At 70.5% G+C, this 17,017-nt stretch carries 15 protein-coding genes and 2 tRNA genes; 12 read left to right on the top strand and 5 right to left on the bottom strand.

Annotation, left to right across the window (positions count from 1 at the left end; all coding sequences use genetic code 11):
- Nucleotides 1-213 precede the first annotated feature (213 nt).
- The 3 genes from KBY19_RS32540 (at nt 214) to KBY19_RS32550 (ending at nt 1,343) form a co-directional block, all read left to right on the top strand.
- Entirely contained in the window at nt 214-486 is a 273-nt protein-coding gene (locus KBY19_RS32540) for a hypothetical protein (RefSeq protein ID WP_099883958.1), read from the top strand.
- Between the two features lie 132 nt (nt 487-618).
- On the top strand, nt 619-987 hold the full coding sequence (locus KBY19_RS32545; protein ID WP_307843683.1) for a WhiB family transcriptional regulator: 369 nt from the start codon (nt 619-621) through the stop codon (nt 985-987).
- On the top strand, nt 984-1,343 hold the full coding sequence (locus KBY19_RS32550) for a hypothetical protein (protein ID WP_247691661.1): 360 nt from the start codon (nt 984-986) through the stop codon (nt 1,341-1,343). The genes KBY19_RS32545 and KBY19_RS32550 overlap by 4 nt, the downstream gene beginning before the upstream one ends.
- A gap of 119 nt (nt 1,344-1,462) precedes the next feature.
- Here KBY19_RS32550 and KBY19_RS32555 read toward each other — a convergent pair whose 3' ends face one another.
- Together KBY19_RS32555 and KBY19_RS32560 are read right to left on the bottom strand one after the other, a co-directional pair.
- Nucleotides 1,463-2,890, bottom strand: a complete 1,428-nt coding sequence (locus tag KBY19_RS32555) for an AarF/ABC1/UbiB kinase family protein (RefSeq protein WP_185018079.1) — start codon at nt 2,888-2,890, stop codon at nt 1,463-1,465.
- 60 nt (nt 2,891-2,950) lie between these two features.
- Nucleotides 2,951-4,033: a ThiF family adenylyltransferase gene (locus KBY19_RS32560; protein ID WP_099883966.1), complete on the bottom strand. Its 1,083-nt coding sequence runs from the start codon at nt 4,031-4,033 to the stop codon at nt 2,951-2,953.
- 233 nt (nt 4,034-4,266) lie between these two features.
- Here KBY19_RS32560 and KBY19_RS32565 point away from each other — a divergent pair, with 233 nt between their 5' ends.
- The gene (locus KBY19_RS32565) at nt 4,267-4,830 is read left to right on the top strand and encodes a M48 family metallopeptidase (protein ID WP_099883968.1); all 564 of its coding nucleotides are present in this window, start codon (nt 4,267-4,269) and stop codon (nt 4,828-4,830) included.
- Here the strand turns inward: KBY19_RS32565 and KBY19_RS32570 are convergent.
- The gene (locus KBY19_RS32570) at nt 4,802-5,392 is read right to left on the bottom strand and encodes an NUDIX hydrolase (RefSeq protein WP_210967278.1); all 591 of its coding nucleotides are present in this window, start codon (nt 5,390-5,392) and stop codon (nt 4,802-4,804) included. The two genes, KBY19_RS32565 and KBY19_RS32570, sit on opposite strands and share 29 nt — an antisense overlap.
- The gene (locus tag KBY19_RS32575; RefSeq protein ID WP_210967279.1) at nt 5,389-6,891 is read right to left on the bottom strand and encodes a zinc-dependent metalloprotease; all 1,503 of its coding nucleotides are present in this window, start codon (nt 6,889-6,891) and stop codon (nt 5,389-5,391) included. Before KBY19_RS32575 ends, KBY19_RS32570 begins: the two co-directional genes overlap by 4 nt.
- Nucleotides 6,892-7,080: 189 nt before the next feature.
- On the opposite strand from KBY19_RS32575, the gene KBY19_RS32580 reads away from it, so the two are divergent.
- From KBY19_RS32580 to KBY19_RS32595, 4 genes are all read left to right on the top strand, one after another.
- On the top strand, nt 7,081-8,181 hold the full coding sequence (locus tag KBY19_RS32580) for an SDR family oxidoreductase (protein ID WP_099883974.1): 1,101 nt from the start codon (nt 7,081-7,083) through the stop codon (nt 8,179-8,181).
- Between the two features lie 219 nt (nt 8,182-8,400).
- Nucleotides 8,401-8,898, top strand: a complete 498-nt coding sequence (locus tag KBY19_RS32585) for a molybdenum cofactor biosynthesis protein MoaE (protein ID WP_210967280.1) — start codon at nt 8,401-8,403, stop codon at nt 8,896-8,898.
- A 255-nt stretch (nt 8,899-9,153) separates the two neighbouring features.
- Nucleotides 9,154-9,492, top strand: a complete 339-nt coding sequence (locus KBY19_RS32590; RefSeq protein WP_185018081.1) for a hypothetical protein — start codon at nt 9,154-9,156, stop codon at nt 9,490-9,492.
- A 25-nt stretch (nt 9,493-9,517) separates the two neighbouring features.
- Nucleotides 9,518-10,633, top strand: coding sequence for a PDZ domain-containing protein (locus KBY19_RS32595; protein ID WP_210967281.1), 1,116 nt, complete (start codon nt 9,518-9,520; stop codon nt 10,631-10,633).
- 222 nt (nt 10,634-10,855) lie between these two features.
- Here KBY19_RS32595 and KBY19_RS32600 read toward each other — a convergent pair whose 3' ends face one another.
- Nucleotides 10,856-11,422, bottom strand: coding sequence for a PPA1309 family protein (locus KBY19_RS32600; RefSeq protein WP_099886767.1), 567 nt, complete (start codon nt 11,420-11,422; stop codon nt 10,856-10,858).
- 162 nt (nt 11,423-11,584) lie between these two features.
- On the opposite strand from KBY19_RS32600, the gene KBY19_RS32605 reads away from it, so the two are divergent.
- The 4 genes from KBY19_RS32605 (at nt 11,585) to KBY19_RS32620 (ending at nt 16,852) form a co-directional block, all read left to right on the top strand.
- Nucleotides 11,585-14,506 (top strand): UPF0182 family protein, encoded by a 2,922-nt coding sequence (locus tag KBY19_RS32605; protein WP_221506834.1) that lies wholly within the window; start codon nt 11,585-11,587, stop codon nt 14,504-14,506.
- Between the two features lie 47 nt (nt 14,507-14,553).
- A tRNA-Met gene (locus KBY19_RS32610) sits at nt 14,554-14,630 on the top strand.
- Between the two features lie 166 nt (nt 14,631-14,796).
- On the top strand, nt 14,797-16,686 hold the full coding sequence (locus KBY19_RS32615) for a tetratricopeptide repeat protein (RefSeq protein ID WP_099883982.1): 1,890 nt from the start codon (nt 14,797-14,799) through the stop codon (nt 16,684-16,686).
- 92 nt (nt 16,687-16,778) lie between these two features.
- A tRNA-Met gene (locus KBY19_RS32620) sits at nt 16,779-16,852 on the top strand.
- Nucleotides 16,853-17,017: the final 165 nt, after the last annotated feature.

The following is a 17,017-nucleotide window of genomic DNA, read 5'->3' on the forward strand; positions in this document are numbered from 1 at the left end:
GGAGAGGAACCCAGGACCCTCGTCCTCTGTCACAGAAGCTGTGACAGAAAGCTGCGAAAAATAGTTTGCGCGCGCCGTGCGGAGCCTCATAGCCTTCCGGACATGGAGAGGGCGGGCCTTTTCGCTCCCCCTCTTCCATGCTGTACTTAGTCCTGAAGATTTCCGGACCGGCCTGGCGGCGGGTCCCCGAGACGCCGAGAGGAGGCGAGACCAGTGGCCACGATCATTTCCCAGCTCAAAATGACTGATCACTCGGTCATTCGCGCCTGCCTGCTCGGCTCCCGTCCCCACGGCACCGGTCTGTCCGGCGTCGTCCTGGGTGGCAATGAGCGACCGACCAAGGCACCCGAGGTAGCAGCACAGGCACAGGCAGTGGCCTTTGCCGGCGGCTCCGCGGCCAACGGTGCCGGCGAAGGACGCCAGAAGACGCAGCGCTACACGATGTGGGCCTTCCGTGGCCTCCGACCCTGGAGAGATCCAGCCTGATCGGCGAGATCAGGTCGGCACCTTCCAGGGCCGCGGAACCCACACCGGGATCCGCGGCCCTTCTGTTTGCCCCGACCGGCCACCAGCCGGCCCGACATGACAACAGACACACAACAGACAGGAAGCACCGCAGTGGACACCGAGACGCACCCCGACACGTTGCGCCCCGCGCCTTCTCTGCCGCCTGATCCCACCACGGAGGACTCCTTGACTGCCGCGCAGATCACCCTCACCGAGCTCGACGACGCCATCGAGCGGCTCGGTGTCGACGTGCCCTGCCGCTCCTACGACCCGGAGGTCTTCTTCGCCGAGTCCCCCGCGGACGTCGAGTACGCGAAGTCCCTCTGCCAGACCTGCCCGCTGCGTGAGGCCTGCCTCGCCGGCGCCAAGGACCGCCGCGAGCCCTGGGGCGTCTGGGGCGGCGAGCTGTTCGTCCAGGGCGTTGTCGTTCCGCGGAAGCGCCCGCGGGGCCGTCCCCGTAAGAACCCGGTGACGGCATGAGCTCCCGTCGTCATGGATCACCCGCCCGCCGCAAGGCGGTTGCCGGAACGATCGACAGCCCGTCGGCGCTGGACCCGCGCACGCGCCACCTCACGAAGCAGGACCCGACGATGACACCCATCCACGAGACCACCGCACGTACCCACTCGGACGCGACAGTCGTCCGGCAGAACAGGACCCGTGACATGCAACTCATGCCAGAAAGTTTGGCCAGGGCACAAATACAGGACAGGCTGCACGAGGCCGAGTCAGAACGCAGGGCGTTGCGACTGGTGACCGCTCGTCGCCTCCAGCGCCGGGCCGAACGCGCCACCCTCCGCGCGCGGCGCGCCCTCGCGATGGCCGTCATGCAGTGACCTGAACGACCGGAGAGCCGGGGCAGCCGCCCCGGCTCTCGCCGTTTGTGCCCCGGCTCTGCGGTCGTTGCACCTGTGAGTGAGGGGCCCCGGCCGTGGGTCTCGAGCGGGCGGGCGCCTCAGAGCGCGACGTGTGACGGCTCGCCGGGCTCCGGCGCCGGCTGTGCCGCGGAGGCCTCCTTGCCGGGCTCGCCCTCCTGCGGCCCCTGTGGCCCCGGGGGAGCGAAGCCGGGAACCCAGGTCTCCATGTCCTCCCGCATCCGCACCGTCGCCCCGAGCTGGCAGAGAACGCCGATCGTGCTCAGCGTCACCCGGTGGATCAGCAGATACGACGGCGGCAGATTCAGCTGCCGTCCCAACTGGTGTGCCGGGGAGCGGGGGTCGGCCACCCGGGCCGCCTGTCCGCGCAGCCACTCCCTGCTGAAGGTGAACTCCTCGACACAGGCGGGCTCCACGATCGGCAGCAGATACTCCCGAACCGCCTCGGGCTCCAGCTCTATCTGATCCTTGACGAAGCCTTCTTCACGCAGCAGTTCATAGGCGGTCTCCGCGTCGCCCTCCAGCGTCATCCGCAGCACCTCGCCGATGACCGGCGGCAATCCCTCGGGCAACCGGTCGACGGTGCCGAAGTCCAGCACGCCCAGGCGCCACTCCTCCGGCTCGGTGCTGTCCGAGGTCACCAGCCGGAAGTTTCCTGGATGCGGATCCGCGTGGAGCAGCCCGGTGCGCACCGTTCCGGAGAAGAGGAAGCGGCTCAGCAACTGGCCTGCCCGGTCCCGCTCCTCGCGGCTGCCGTCGGATATCACCTCCGAGAGCGGTATGCCCTCCAGCCACTCCGACACCAGCACCTGATCCGCCTGGTGCACCACTCGGGGGACGACGACATCCCGGTCCTCCGCGAACTCCTCCGCGTAGCTGCGCTGGGCATCCGCTTCCAGGCCGTAGTCCAGCTCCTCGGTGATCCTGTCGTGCAGCTCGGCGATGAGCGGTTTGATGTCCATACCCGGAATCAGCGGGCCCAGCAGCCGGGCGAACCGGCCCAGTTGGGTCAGGTCGGAGACGAGCGCCTCACCCGCGCCCGGATACTGGACCTTGACCGCGACATCCCGCCCGTCGTGCCAGACGGCCCGGTGGACCTGGCCTATGGAGGCGGCTGCGGCGGGCTTGTCGTCGAACTCGGTGAAATACTCCCGCCACTCCTCGCCCAGCTGTTCCGCCAGCACGCCGTGCACGGTGCCGGCCGGCATCGGGGGAGCGGCTTCCTGGAGGCGGGTCAGCGTGGCGCGGTAGGGACCCGCCAACTCGTCGGGGAGAGCGGACTCGAAGACCGAGAGGGCCTGCCCGAACTTCATGGCGCCCCCCTTCAACTCGCCCAGCACCTTGAACAGCTGCTCGGCGGTCCGCTGCTGCAGCTCCTGGCCGACGAGATCCGCGGAGATGCCCCCGATGCGCTTGCCCAGCCCCCAGGCGGAGCGACCCGCGAAGCCCAGCGGCAGGGCGGCCAGCTTGGCCGTGCGCGTCACCGCCTTGCGGGGAAGATCAGACATGCGTCCCTCCAACTCCCTGACAGCTCAACCGAGACAGCACCGAGGACGTCGGCCACCCGGTCATTGTCGCTTGCATCCGGCCATTCGTGAGTCCGCGGGTGGGGCACTCACCGAAGCGGCACCGCATGGACACTCCGGGTGTGCGGTGAATTGCTCGGTGTCGGGCAGCAGATGCGGCAGCGCGAACCGCAGGCGGTAGCCGACCGCACAGGCACCGTCCCCGTCCAGATAGCTCAGCGCGTAGGAGGCCGTGGCGCCCGCCACCATGGTCGCCAGCGCGGTGTCGCAGGCGGGGACCCCCGTGCGTCGCCTGCTGCCCGTCCGCCACTGCCCCACCAGCATCGGCCAGCTCGGCTCACGCTCCGCGCGGGTGCGTGCCAGGCACTGGGCGCACGGCGAGGAGCCGGGCAGCACCAGTGGCCCCACCACTCCGGTGGCCTCGACCACCCCGCCGTACAGATGGGGAGTGCCCGCGTCCATGAACCGCTCGGCGGTCTCCGGGTCCGGCGCGTAGGCGTCCAGCCCGTCCCGCGGCGCCACCACGACCAGGCCGACCTCGGATCGTGAGCGGCTGCGCCAGGGGCGGGAGTTGCGCACCACGCCGCGTGCCGCCACATCACGGCGCGTGCCCACGTGCTCCGGCGGCACCCCGCCCGGCGCGGTGTCCCACTCCTCCACCACGCCCCCGTCCACCACATCCACCTGGCCCACCCCGGCCGCCGACAGGGTGGCGGCCACTGCGGCGCCCACCCGGCCGAGCCCGCGCACCTGGACCCGTGCGGCCCGCCGTGCCGCCAGTCTGTGCACACCGCCGCCCGGCTCGCGGTGCACCACCGACAGCGACGCCAGGTCGGGCCGCAGCCGGTCGGTGACGCTCGCCGCGGCCTCGCGGTCGGCCGTGGCGTCGTCCAGCACACCGGCCGCGGCGAGCCGTTCGGTGAGTTTCGCCGGCGTCTGGGGTGCCAGCCCCAGCAGGCGGGCCTCCTGCTGCAGCCGTTCCATGCTGCGGGTGCCGTCCATCAGCTCGATGAAGGCCGCCGTCGCGTCGCTCACCGGCCCCAGCAGTACCGCGTGGGCGGGTGCCATTCCGCACTGCACCGTCTGCCTGTCTCGCCAGCCCCGCCGCAGCGCGGGCTTGATCATCGGGTGCACGTTCCCCCCTGAGGTGCCGGGACTCGACCCGGCTCGGCCGTCGATCACTGCGGACAGCATGCCTTCACCGGCCGATTCGGCGGAGCCGGTTGTCCACAGGCACCGGCATTAGTCATACAACCGTGGGTCGCTCGCTCCGGCCGTGCCACGACTCTTGTCGCCTTTCCCGCTCGAACAACTCTGGAGGCGGGACTTCCGCCGTTGGCAGCGGGTAACGTCTTGGCGTGTCCGCCGAGCCGCTGAACAGCACCAGCCAGAGCGCGGTCGAAGTGCGCCGAAGCACGCGCCGACGCCGCACGGTCTCCGCATATCGGGAGGGAGACCGCACTGTTGTGCTGCTTCCGGCGCGCATGACGGCGGACGAGGAGGCGCGCTGGGTCGGTGTGATGCTCGACAAGCTCGCCGCCCAGGAGAGCAGGCGCATGCTCGACGACAGCGACCTCGCCCGGCGCGCTGAGGAGCTGTCCGAGCAGTATCTCGACGGCCACGCCAGGCCGGCCTCGGTCCGCTGGGTGACCAACCAGAACACCCGCTGGGGCTCCTGCACCCCGGCCGAGGGCAGTATCCGCCTCTCCCACCGGCTGCAGGGCATGCCCGAGTACGTCATCGACTATGTGCTGCTGCACGAGCTGTCGCATCTGCTCGTGCCCGGCCACGGCCCGCGGTTCTGGCGGCTGCTGCAGGCGTATCCGCGCACGGAGCGGGCTCGTGGCTATCTGGAAGGTGTCGCGGCAGCCGACCGGCTGCCGCACCAGCCGGTCAGGGGAGAGGGTCCGGACGAGGGCTGACGGCGGCAGCGGTGGCCGCGAGCCGGACCAGCCGCACCACCGACTCGTCCGCCGCCTCCGCCACCTCGTCGTAGCCGAACCAGCGCAGGTCGAGCGACTCCTCGCTGATCGTCTCGACGGCCCCCTCGGGCGCGAGAGCCGCGTACTGGACATCCAGGTGCCAGGCGCAGGGCGTGCGGTGCTTGTCGAGCCGGAGCGGGCCGCCGGGCAGCAGTGTCAGTCCGGCGATCCCCGACTCCTCGGTGGCCTCCCGCAGCGCGGCCCCGGCCAAGGTGGCGTCCCCGGGCTCGCAGTGACCGCCCATCTGGAGCCACATGCCCAGCTTGCGGTGCAGCGTGAGCAGCACACGGTCGTGCAGCGGGTCCACGACCAGCGCGCTGGCGGTGATGTGCCCCGCCGAGCACGCCTTCCACATGCCGTCGGGCCGGTCGGCGATGTGGCGCAGATACTCCTGCCGCAGCTGCTCCTGTTCCCGATCCTGCTCCGGGTCGGCGGCCTGGCTCCGCCACTGCTTCAGCACGCGCTCCGCGTCCGCGCGGAGACCGTCCGCAGGTGCGCTCACCGCCGGCCTTCGCCCTCGCTGCCCTCGCCGCCCTCGGTGTCGCCGTCGCCCTCTTCCGCGGCGCCCTCGGCGTCACCCTTGGCGCTCTCGGAGTGCTTGTCGGACCGGCCGTCGGACCGCTCCTCCGCCGAGCCCGCGGCCGCGTCGCCCAGCATCTTGTCGAGCTCGGAGAAGTCCGCGTGCTCGTGGTGGACGAAGGCGTCCGGGTCGTCCAGGTCGGCAGCCGTGGGCAGCATGTCGGGGTGCTCCCACAGGGCGTCCCGCCCCTCGGCGCCCCGGGCGTCCGCCAGCGAGGCCCACAGCCTGGAGGCGTCACGCAGCCGACGGGGGCGCAGCTCCAGACCGATCAGCGTCGAGAAGGTCTGCTCCGCGGGGCCGCCGGAGGCGCGCCGCCTGCGCAGCGTCTCCCGCAGCGCGGAGGCGGACGGCAGGTGCGGCTCGGCCGCCGCGTGCACCACCGCGTCCACCCAGCCCTCGACCAGCGCCAGTGCCGTCTCCAGCCGGGCGAGAGCCGCCTTCTGCTCCGGGGTGTCCTCGGGCTGGAACATGCCCTGCTGCAGCGCTTCCTGCAGCTCCTCGGGGCGCTGCGGGTCGATCTGGCCGACCACGTCCTCGAGCTTGGCGGTGTCCACCTTGATGCCGCGCGCGTACCCCTCGACGGCGCCGAAGAGGTGCGAGCGCAGCCACGGGACGTGCGCGAACAGCCGCTGGTGCGCGGCCTCCCGCAGCGCCAGGTAGAGGCGCACCTCCTCCTGCGGGACCCCCAGGCCCTTGCCCAGTGCCTCGATGTTGACCGGCAGCAGTGCCGCTTTGTTGGCCGGTCCCAGCGGGAGTCCGATGTCGGTGGAGCCGACGACCTCGCCCGCGAGCACGCCGAGCGCCTGCCCGATCTGCGTGCCGAACATGGCGCCCCCCATGGAGCGCATCATGCCGAGCAGCGGGCCGGCCATGGCCTGCATCTCCTCGGGCAGCACATCTCCCATGGCGGCACCGACGCGCTCGGCGACCGGGTCGACCAGGTCCTTCCAGACCGGCAGGGTGGCCTCGATCCACTCCGCGCGGCTCCAGGCCACCGCCGATCCGGAACCGGACGGCAGCGACGTCACGCCGTCCAGCCACAGGTCCGCCAGCCGCACGGCCTCCTCGACGGCCGCACGGTCGTGCGGGCCGACCGAGGCGTCCTTGGAGCCGTCCTGGGCTCCCGCGGCCACGGTCTGCCGCGCGATGTCCTTGGCCATGTCCCAGTTCACCGGGCCGCCCTCGTAGGAGAGCATCTGGCCGAGCTTCTGGAAGGCGGCGCCCAGGTCGCTCGGGTCGAGCTGGCCCTGCCCGCCGCCCAGCGAGCCGAACATGGCTGCCAACGGGTTGTCGGCGCCGCCGGAGCCCGGGCCGCCGAAACCGAACGGGTTCGGCTGGCCGCCGTCCGGCTTCTTCTTGCCGTCGTCCCCGTCCTCGGGCTCCTCAGGAGGTACGCCGAATCCGAATGGGGTGTCACTCACGGGTTTCCTCGGCTCTGTCTCGTCGGACGGTCTTGTGGTTCCGGGACGGTCTGCGTGTCCTGGGTGCGGTCTGGGTCTGCGTCGGTATGTCCTGGGTGCGATCTGTCGGCTCTGCCCCCAGCCTAGACACCAGTCAGGCAGGATGGAGCCTGCGCACCTCGTACCAGAAACAACCACTGGAGACGCCCGGTGAGTTCCTCCGAGTCCCACGTTCGCGCAGCGCGAACCCCGACCGTCGCCGTTACCGGCGCCGCCGCAGGGGTCGGCGCGCTGCTCACCGAGCGGCTCGCGGCCTCCGAGGAGATCAAGCAGGTCATCGCCCTGGACGAACGCCGCGGCGAGGTGACCGAGGCCCAGTGGCACACCCTGGACGTACGGGACCCGGCCATCGCCGACCGGCTGCGCGGCGACGGGGACCCGGTGGATGTCGTCGTCCATCTGGCGCTCGACCTGGACCTGGAGACCGACCCGGCGGCCCGCACCGCCTACAACGTGCGGGGCACCCAGACGGTGCTGACCGCGGCGGCAGCGGCGGGTGTGCACCGGGTGGTGCTGTGCACCTCGGCGATGGTGTACGGCGCGCTGCAGGACAACGACGTGCCGCTGTCGGAGGACGCCGAGTTGCGGGCCACCGCGGACGCGACGGGCGTGGGCGATCTGCTGGAGATCGAGCGTCTGGCCCACCGCGCGCCCCGCGCGCACCCCGGTCTCAATGTGACCGTCCTGCGCCCCACCGTGCTGGTCGGCGCCGGATCGGACACCACGCTGACCCGGCACTTCGAGTCGCCGCGTCTCCTGGTGGTCGCCGGATCGCGACCCTGCTGGCAGTTCTGCCATGTCGAGGACCTGGTCACGGCGCTCGAGTACGCGGCGCTGGAGAGGGTCGAGGGCGAGATGGTGGTCGGTTGCGACGGCTGGCTGGAGCAGGAGGAGGTCGAGCAGCTGACCGGCATGCGGCGCATGGAGCTGCCCTCCAGCGTCGCACTGGGCGCCGCCTCCCGGCTGCACCGTCTCGGGTTGACTCCGTCCCCCGCGGCGGACCTCGCCTACACCATGTATCCCTGGGTCGTCAGCGGCAGCAGGCTGCACGACGCGGGCTGGCGTCCCCGCTGGACGAACGAGGAGGTCCTGGCGGCGCTCCTGGAGGAGGTCTCGGGCAGGCACACGGTCGCCGGGCGGCGGCTGGGCCGTACGGAGGCGGCGACAGCGGCCGGAGCCGCGGGCGCGACAGTCGCCCTGCTGGGCACCGCCGCACTGGTGCGCAGGGCGCGCAAACGGCGCGGGCTGTGAGCGACGAGGCAACAGCGAGCCGACGCGAGCGGAGCGGCGCAGCAGCAACCAGCCAACCGGACGGGAAACGAACCGGACGGGAAACGAACCGGCTGGAAGGGCCCGGACGGGAAGGAACCGGACGGGGCCGACGTGGGCCGAGTGGCGCCCGATGCGACCCGCGAGCGGCGCAGCAGTCGGGTGTTCCGGATCGGCGACAGGTAGGGCAGCATGACCGGCATGGCACAGACGTACGACGCTGCCGACGGTTCCGGCCGCCAGGGCAAGCACTCCGACCACCCGGGCGAGCTGGGGGCCGAGGACCCCATCCGGCTGCTGGCGATCCGTGAGGCGCCCCTGTCCGTGGACGAGGTCTTCGCCGCGGTCGGCGACCAGGCCGCAGGGGGGACGGCGCTCTTCGTCGGCACCGTCCGCAACCACGACGGTGGCACCGACGTCGCTCGTTTGGGCTACTCCTCGCACCCCAGCGCCGAGGCCGAGCTGCGCCGGGTCGCCGAGATGGTCGTCGCCGACCATCCGGTACGCGCCCTCGCGGCCGTGCACCGGGTCGGCGACCTGGAGGTGGGGGATCTGGCCGTGGTGGTGGCCGTCTCCTGTCCGCACCGTGCCGAGGCGTTCGACGCCTGCCGCACACTCATCGACGACCTCAAGCACGAGGTTCCGATCTGGAAGCACCAGACGTTCTCCGACGGTAGCGAGGAGTGGGTGGGCGTCTAGCGCGCCGAGCAGCCTCCCGGTCCTGCTGACAGCTGCCCGGTCCCGCCGGGGGAGCAGCTCCCGGCGGGGAACTCTCCGCTGTCCGGGACCGTTCGACTGACTACGAGAGCGCACGCGAGTGCGGCTCGTTCCGGTTGCGTAACCGGTTCCGGCACCGGACCGTTGAGAAACCGACGGTTAATCTGCTCATCGGCCGGTCTGCCGGTCGCCGGGCCGTGCGCCCGGAGGCACCTACGAGGGGTCGGGAGGTTCCAGATGGCGGCTCTCGCCTGGTTGCTGATTCCGTTGGTCGCCGCTGTGGCCGCGAGCCTGTGGGGAAGCTGGGTCGGGCGGCGCCGCACCAAGACGCCCGACGCCGCGGGCGTCGCCGGCTATGAACGCTTCCGTGCCGCGATGGAACGTTCCAGCGCCGCAGAAACCGCCCCCGACGCCGCGGCGGGCACCGGCACCGGGGCCGACGTCGCAGCCGGGGCGGACGGTACGGAAGCGCGGCGCGGTGCCCGGCGGTGGAGGCTGCGGCGGGACGCCGAACTCGCCTCCGCGGGTGCGTCGGCCCACTCGTCCACGGACGGACCGGCCCGGGAAGCAGGCTGACAGACCCTTCCCGTACTGTCGTGCCATGCCTCGCCGCACCGCGACCCTGCTGACCTCTGCGCTGCTGCTCATAACGATGTTCTGCGTCGGAGCACTGATCAACGTGCCCTACGCCGAGATGTCACCGGGCCCGACAGTGAACACGCTGGGTGAGCATGACGGCGATCCCGTACTCAATGTGAAGGACAAGCCCGGCCGGGACGGTCGCCCGGAGGAGTACGACACCTCCGGGCATCTGAACATGACGACCGTCCGCGTCACCGGCGCCGAGTACAGGATGACCCTCTTCGGGGCGCTCTCCGGCTGGGTGCGCCACGACAGCCTGGTCGTCCCGCACGAGACGCTCTACCCGGACGACAAGTCGGCCAAGGAGGTCGACCAGGAGAACGCCGAGGAGTTCACGGCCTCCCAGGAGAGCGCCAAGGCCGCGGCCCTCAAGGAACTGAACGTCCCGGTCAGCACCCACGTTCTCGTCGGCTCCGTCGAGAAGGGCGCTCCCGCCCACAAGCGGCTGCACGCAGGCGATGTGATCACGGCGGTGGACGGCACCCCGGTCGGCAGGCCGGAGAGCGTCGGCAAGCTGGTCACCCAGCACAAGCCGGGGGAGAAGGTCACCTTCACGGTGATCCCGGCGGCCAAGGCGAAGGCCGCCCAGAAGAAGGGCAAGAAGCCGTCCTCCAAGGACGCCGAGAAGATCACCGTCGGCACCAAGAAGGCCGCGGACGACGGTCGTGCGGTCGTCGGTATTCAGCCCGCGGTGGGGCACACCTTCCCGTTCGACGTCGACATCAAGCTCGCCGATATCGGCGGCCCCAGCGCCGGGCTGATGTTCGCGCTCGGCATCGTCGACAAGCTCACGCCCACCGATCTGACCGGTGGGAAGTTCGTCGCCGGTACCGGCACGATCGACGACACCGGCAAGGTGGGGGAGATCGGCGGGATTCAGATGAAGTCCGTCGGAGCGCGCAACAAGGGCGCCGAGTACTTCCTTACCCCGGCGGGCAACTGCGCCACGGCCGCCAAGGACAAGCCCGACGGGCTCACACTGGTGAAGACCTCCACCATGGATGACGCGCTCAGCTCGCTGAAGAAGATCCGCAGCGGCAAGACGGACGAGCTGACCCAGTGCAAGGCGCACTGAGCCGCCGCCCTCTCCCCGCCCGGCCCGCCACCCCCGCCCGAAGTCCGAACGGGCTGCTCCCGCCCGGCCTGCCCCGCTGCGAGCCTGCCCCGCGCCGCCTCGCGTAGGCACCGCGGGATCGCCTCGCGTAGGCACCGCCGCCTCGCGGAGGCGCCCCCGGTCCGTTCCGCGGAGGCGCCGCTGCTCGGCGTCACCCTGCTGTGCGACGCGGCTTGCGCAGCGTCACTCCTCGAACGTCGCGGCCAGCGCCTCCGCCAGGCCGGGGACCAGGTCGGCGCCGGTGAGCACCTCGGTGGGGGAGTCCTTCTCCCGCAGCCGCAGCGCCGACTCCCGCTCACCGCCCCGTAGGACCGCCACCGTCATCCGTACCTCGCTGCGCTCGGGGTGCTCGGCGACCCAGCGTGCGAGCTGGTCGTCGTCCAGGTCCTCGGGCACGGCGGCCTCCGCCGACGGCGGCAGCATCAGCCGCTCCACGGTCACCGCGCAGCCGTCGACGGCCCCCGGCCACGCGATGGTGCCCAGGAACTCGTCCAGCGGCGCGTCGGCGGGGATCTCGTCCTGTTCGACGGGGGTGAAGGAGGTTCCCCGGTCGCCGTCGGGCTGCTGGTCCAGGCCCAGCTGACCGGCCAGGCCGGGCTCCTCGGTCCGCAGCCGTTCGGTGTCCACCAGGGCGAAGAGCCGCGCGGGCTGGTCCCAGCCGAGCCCGGACGCGTACTCGTCGATCTCCAGCACCGCGCGGGTCAGGGGGCCGGAGGCGAGGGGCGTGCCCTCGGGAGAGAGGTTGTCCATCCCCATATCGTGCCGTCTCCACTCCGGAAAACATGACTCGGACCCCGGAAACGGGAACTGGGTAAAGCTTGAGTAAGTTGCCTAGATGGGCCTTACGATGCGGGCCCAGCATCATCGCTTCATAAACTGCGAATCTTTGAGGTGCGCACCTTGGCTTTCCAGATGCCGGACCGGGGCTCAGGGGGTCCCTCCGGGCCACGGATCAGAGTGGGCCGGCCTTCCCGGCGTGCCCGGACGCTGTTGATGACAGCGGGCGTGCTGGTCGTTCTGGCGATGCTCTTCGTCATGTTCTCCGGGTTCTGGACGGACTGGCTGTGGTATCGCTCCGTCGACTACAGCTCGGTCTTCACCAAGACCCTGTGGACCAAGATCGGCTTGTTCGCCGTCTTCGGTGTGCTGATGGCCGTGGCCGTGGGCTTCAACATCTGGCTGGCCCACCGGCTGCGTCCGCCGCTGAGTGCGATGTCGCTGGAGCAGCAGAGCCTCGACCGGTACCGCATGGGGCTGGCGCCCTACAAGAAGTGGGTGCTGCTGGGCGTCACGGCCCTGGTGGGGCTGATCTCCGGTGCCTCCGCGGCAGGCCAGTGGCGTACCTGGCTGATGTGGGTCAACGGCGTCTCGTTCAATTCGAAGGATCCGCAGTTCCACAAGGACATCTCCTTCTACGCCTTCGATCTGCCCTTCTACCGCTTCCTGCTGAGCTTCGGGTTCGCCGCCGCGATCCTCTCGCTGCTGGCGGCCGCGCTGGTGCACTACCTCTACGGCGGGCTGCGTGTGACGACCCCGGGCGCGCGGGCGACGGCGCAGGCGACCGGGCACCTGTCGGTGCTGCTGGGCGTCTTCGTCGGGCTGAAGGCGGTGGCGTACTGGCTGGACAGGTACGGACTGGCGGTCAAGTCGGGTGACTTCAAGTCGACCGACAGCTGGACGGGCCTCAAGTACGTCGACGCCAACGCCTATCTGCCGGCGAAGACGATCCTGTTCATCATCGCGATCATCTGCGCGCTGCTGTTCTTCGCGACGATCTGGCGCCGCACCTGGCAGCTTCCGGTGATCGGTTTCGGGCTGATGGTGCTCTCGGCCATCCTCATCGGCGGGCTCTACCCGGCGCTGGTGCAAAAGTTCCAGGTCGCGCCGAACGAGCAGGCCAAGGAGACGCCGTACATCAAGAAGAACATCGAGGCGACGCGCAAGGCGTACGACATCGATGACGCCGAGGTGCGCGACTACAAGGGCACCAGCAAGGCCGGCAACGAGGAGCTGCGGGACGCGGCCGACACCACCGCCAGCATGCGGCTGCTGGACCCGAACGTCGTCTCCCCGACCTTCCAGCAGAAGCAGCAGGTGCGCGGGTACTACCAGTTCCCGGCGACGCTCGATGTGGACCGCTACGAGAAGGACGGCAAGGAGCAGGACACCGTCGTCGGCCTCCGGGAGATCAACACCAGCGGTATCCCGGAGAAGAACTGGATCAACGAGCACTTCAAGTACACCCACGGCTTCGGCATGGTCGCCGCCAAGGGCACCTCGGTGGACAAGGACGGCGCTCCGGACTTCACGGAGAAGGACCTGCCGCCCGAGGGCGATCTGGGCAAGTACCAGGGCCGGATCTACTACGGCGAGAAGACGACGCAGTACTCCATCGTCGGCGGGCCCCAGAAGGAGCTCGACTACGCCGACGACAACGGGGAGAAGACCTACACCTACAAGGGCGACAGCGGCGTCAACCTCTCCAACCCGATCAACCGGGCCGCCTACGCGGTCAACTTCAACGAGCCGCAGATCCTCTATTCGGGGGCGATCGGCGAGGGCTCCCGGGTCCTGTACAACCGCACCCCGAAGGAGCGCGTCGAGGCGGTCGCGCCCTGGCTGACCATCGACGGCGACCCGTATCCGGCGGTGGTCGACGGCCGCATCAAGTGGATCGTCGACGCCTACACCACCTCCAACGGCTACCCCTACTCGTCGCGTACGACCTTGGGGGACACCACGGAGGACTCGCTGACGGACGGGCAGCGTGCGGTCGTCGCGCAGCAGAACCGCGTCAACTACATCCGCAACTCGGTCAAGGCGACGGTGGACGCCTACACCGGCAAGGTCGACATGTACCAGTGGGACAAGAAGGACCCGGTACTGAAGACGTGGATGAAGGCGTTCCCCGACACGGTGAAGCCCAAGAGCGCCATCAGCGACGATCTGATGGATCACCTGCGCTACCCGCAGGACCTGTTCAAGGTGCAGCGTGATCTGCTGCAGACCTACCACGTGACCTCGCCGTCGCAGTTCTACAGCGGCAGTGAGCGCTGGCAGGTCCCGGACGACCCGACGCACAAGGGCAACGCGGTACCGCCGTACTACCTGAGCATGAAGATGCCGGGGCAGAAGGAACAACAGTTCCAGCTGACGACGACGTTCAACCCGAACAAGCGGGAGACGCTCGGTGCGTTCATGGCCGTCGACGCGGAAGCGCGCAGCAGTGACTACGGGAAGATGAGAATCCTGCGTCTGCCACCCAACACGACGGTCGCCGGACCCTCGCAGGTGCAGAGCAAGTTCAACTCCGACCCGGTCATCGCGGACAAGATCAACATTCTCAAGCGAGGCGACTCCGAGGTCGAGTACGGCAATCTGCTGACCGTGCCGATGGCGGGAGGGCTGCTCTATGTGGAGCCGGTCTACGTCCGGGGTGCGGACACCAACTACCCACGGATGCGCAAGGTGCTCGTCGCCTACAACGAGCGCATCGCCTTCGAGGACAGTCTCGACCAGGCGTTGAACAAGATCTTCGACACCGAGGGCCGGGACAAGGGCGGCGAGAGAACCGGGCCGGGAGACGACCAGGACAAGGAAGAGACGCCGCCCAACGCCACGGTCGAGGAGGCTCTTCAGGACGCCCAGTCCGCGTGGGACAAGAGCGAGAAGGCCCGCGAGAAGGGCGACTGGGAAGAGTACGGCAAGCAGCAGAAGGCGCTGGAGGACGCGCTGCGCGAGGCCGCCGAGGCCGAGCAGAAGGGCGACGGGAAGAACGGATCCGAGGACAAGAACGGGTCCGGCGACAAGGAGGCGTCCGCCGGCAACGAGTAGCTGGTCGGATCACCCCGTGGAGTGGTGTAGAGTTGTACACACAACGGCGCGGGGTGGAGCAGCTCGGTAGCTCGCTGGGCTCATAACCCAGAGGTCGCAGGTTCAAATCCTGTCCCCGCTACCACAGGTAAGAGGCCCGGAGTCAACTGACTCCGGGCCTCTTCGCTTGTCCGGGGGACAGTCGGGCCCATGGGTTTGGAGTATCTCTACGTCGGGAAGTCGACAAACCTCTGAAGTGACCTCACTGGCTGCGGTTTACCAGGTGTACGCGGGTTGCAGGTGGTGCGACGATGGAGCTTATGGGGGAGAAAGCAAGGCTGACGGACCCGGTACGTCCCGGTCCGGGCCTGAGTGTGGAGGAGTACACCGAGCAGACCGCAGCCGAGCAGACCGCAGCAGCCATGCAGACCGCGGCAGTCGAGAGGGCGGCGACAGTCGGGAGGAAGACGGCGGACACGACCGCGACGGTGACGGCGGACAAGGCCGGGACCGACAGTGTGCTGGGCGCTCAACTGCTGCGCCGGGGAGACCTGGACGGCGCCGAGCCGCATCTGCGTGCCGCCACCGCGGCGGGGGACCGCGCGGCCGCCAACAATCTCGGCGTACTGCTGCACCAGAGGGGCTACACGGAAGAGGCCGCGGGATGGTGGCGTACCGCCGCCGTCGCCGGCTCCGCCGCCGCCGCACACGCGCTCGGCCGCTACCACCGGGAGCGCGGCGACGAACCCGCCGCGCACTACTGGCTGCGGCAGTCCGCCGAATCCGGGCACGCGCTGGGCGCGTACGCGCTCGCGGACCTGCTGGAGCACCACGGTGAGGACGGTGCCGAGGAGTGGTTCCGGGCCGCCGCCGAGCGGGGGCACAGAGAAGCCGCCTACCGCGTGGCGCAGTTGGTGAGCGCACGAGCCGAGGAACTGGCCGCCAGGGGCGAGAGCGGCGCCGCAGCCGCACAGGAGGCGGAGGAGGAGGCCGAGCGCTGGTTCCGGCAGGCCGCCGCCCGTGGCCACCGCAGGGCGGCGCTGCGGCTGGGCGCGGTCCTGGAGCGCCGTGGGGAGCTCAAGGAAGCCGGCCGGTGGTATCTGACCTCAGCCAAGGACGGGGAGGCGCGGGCCGCCTGCGCGCTGGGCTTTCTGCTGCGCGACGCGGGAGACGAGGAGAGCGCCGCCGTGTGGTGGCGTCGCGCCGCCGAGAACGGCGACGGCAACGCGGCCAACGCACTGGGCGCGCTGCACGCCGACCGCGGCGAGCGGCAGGCCGCCGAGCGGTGGTACCGCGTCGCGCTGGAGGCCGGCTCCGACAACGGCGCGTTCAATCTCGGCCTGCTGTGCGCGGCGCAGGGCCGCACCGCGCAGGCCGAACAGTGGTACCGCCGGGCCGCCTACGCCGGGCACCGGGAGGCCGCCAACGCGCTCGCTGTGCTGCTGCTGCAGCGCGGTGACTCGCAGGGGGCGGAGCCGTGGTTCTCCAAGGCCGCCGAGGCCGGCAGCGTGGACGCCGCCTTCAACCTCGGCATCCTGCACGCGGGACGCGGCGACGAGCGCACCGCGCGCGCCTGGTACGAGCGTGCGGCGGCGTCCGGTCACGCGGAGGCCGCACTGCAGGTCGGCATCGCGCTGCTGCGCGAGGGCGAACTGCACACCGCGGAGCGGCATCTGCGCTGTGCGGCGGGCGGCGGCAGTGTCGAGGGCGCCTTCCGGTTGGGCGCTCTGCTGGAGCGGGTCACCCGGCGCGGCAGCGGCGAGCTGGGCTCGGAACACGAGCTCGGCCGCCCGGACGGCGCCAGACCCGAGTACGAGGAGTGGTACGAGCGGGCCGCCGAGCACGGCCACCGCCGCGCCCAGGTGCGGCTGGGCATGTGCGCCGCCGCGCGGGGCGAGGTCGTCGACGCCGCACGCTGGTACCGCGCCGCGGCCGAGGCGGGCAGCCCGAACGGTGCGTTCAATCTGGGGCTGCTGCTGGCCCGCGAGGGCAGCGAGCCGGAGGCGGCCCTGTGGTGGACCCGCGCCGCCGAGGCCGGGCACGGCAGGGCGGCACTGCGGCTGGCCCTGATCAGTGCCCGTAAGGGTGAACTGGACGAGGGACAGTTCTGGTGCGCCCGTGCCGTGGAGCTCGGTCCGGCAGAGGTGGCCGAACGCGCCGCCAGGCTCCGCGACGCGCTCCGCTCGGAACTGACGGCCTGAGTCTCACCTGCCCCTCACCGGCTGCCCCATCAGCCCCTGGGACCTCGATTTGCACTGGTCGTCGGCCCGCGTTAGAGTTGTGCACACAACGGCGCGGGGTGGAGCAGCTCGGTAGCTCGCTGGGCTCATAACCCAGAGGTCGCAGGTTCAAATCCTGTCCCCGCTACTGAAGGACGAAGGCCCGGATCCAAGGATCCGGGCCTTCGTCATGTCCGGGTCCGCGCCTTTTGGCAGATCGAGAGCGGCGGCTCACGCCCTTCGGCGAGAACGGCCCGCGCCCTTCGGCGAGAACGGCCCGCACCCTTCGGCGAGACGGCCCGCACCCTTGCAG

It is taken from the genome of Streptomyces sp. B15, from assembly GCF_018070605.1.
Classification (GTDB): Bacteria; Actinomycetota; Actinomycetes; order Streptomycetales; family Streptomycetaceae; genus Streptomyces; species Streptomyces smyrnaeus.

What these genes read in the sequence shown, in the direction of transcription:
- KBY19_RS32555 (WP_185018079.1), bottom strand. Translation starts at nt 2,890, where the DNA reads ATGTCTGATCTTCCCCGCAAGGCGGTGACGCGCACGGCCAAGCTGGCC.
- KBY19_RS32595 (WP_210967281.1), top strand. Translation starts at nt 9,518, where the DNA reads ATGCCTCGCCGCACCGCGACCCTGCTGACCTCTGCGCTGCTGCTCATA.
- KBY19_RS32600 (WP_099886767.1), bottom strand. Translation starts at nt 11,422, where the DNA reads ATGGACAACCTCTCTCCCGAGGGCACGCCCCTCGCCTCCGGCCCCCTG.
- KBY19_RS32615 (WP_099883982.1), top strand. Translation starts at nt 14,797, where the DNA reads ATGGAGCTTATGGGGGAGAAAGCAAGGCTGACGGACCCGGTACGTCCC.
- KBY19_RS32550 (WP_247691661.1), top strand. Translation starts at nt 984, where the DNA reads ATGAGCTCCCGTCGTCATGGATCACCCGCCCGCCGCAAGGCGGTTGCC.
- KBY19_RS32590 (WP_185018081.1), top strand. Translation starts at nt 9,154, where the DNA reads ATGGCGGCTCTCGCCTGGTTGCTGATTCCGTTGGTCGCCGCTGTGGCC.
- KBY19_RS32605 (WP_221506834.1), top strand. Translation starts at nt 11,585, where the DNA reads ATGCCGGACCGGGGCTCAGGGGGTCCCTCCGGGCCACGGATCAGAGTG.
- KBY19_RS32560 (WP_099883966.1), bottom strand. Translation starts at nt 4,033, where the DNA reads ATGATCAAGCCCGCGCTGCGGCGGGGCTGGCGAGACAGGCAGACGGTG.
- KBY19_RS32585 (WP_210967280.1), top strand. Translation starts at nt 8,401, where the DNA reads ATGGCACAGACGTACGACGCTGCCGACGGTTCCGGCCGCCAGGGCAAG.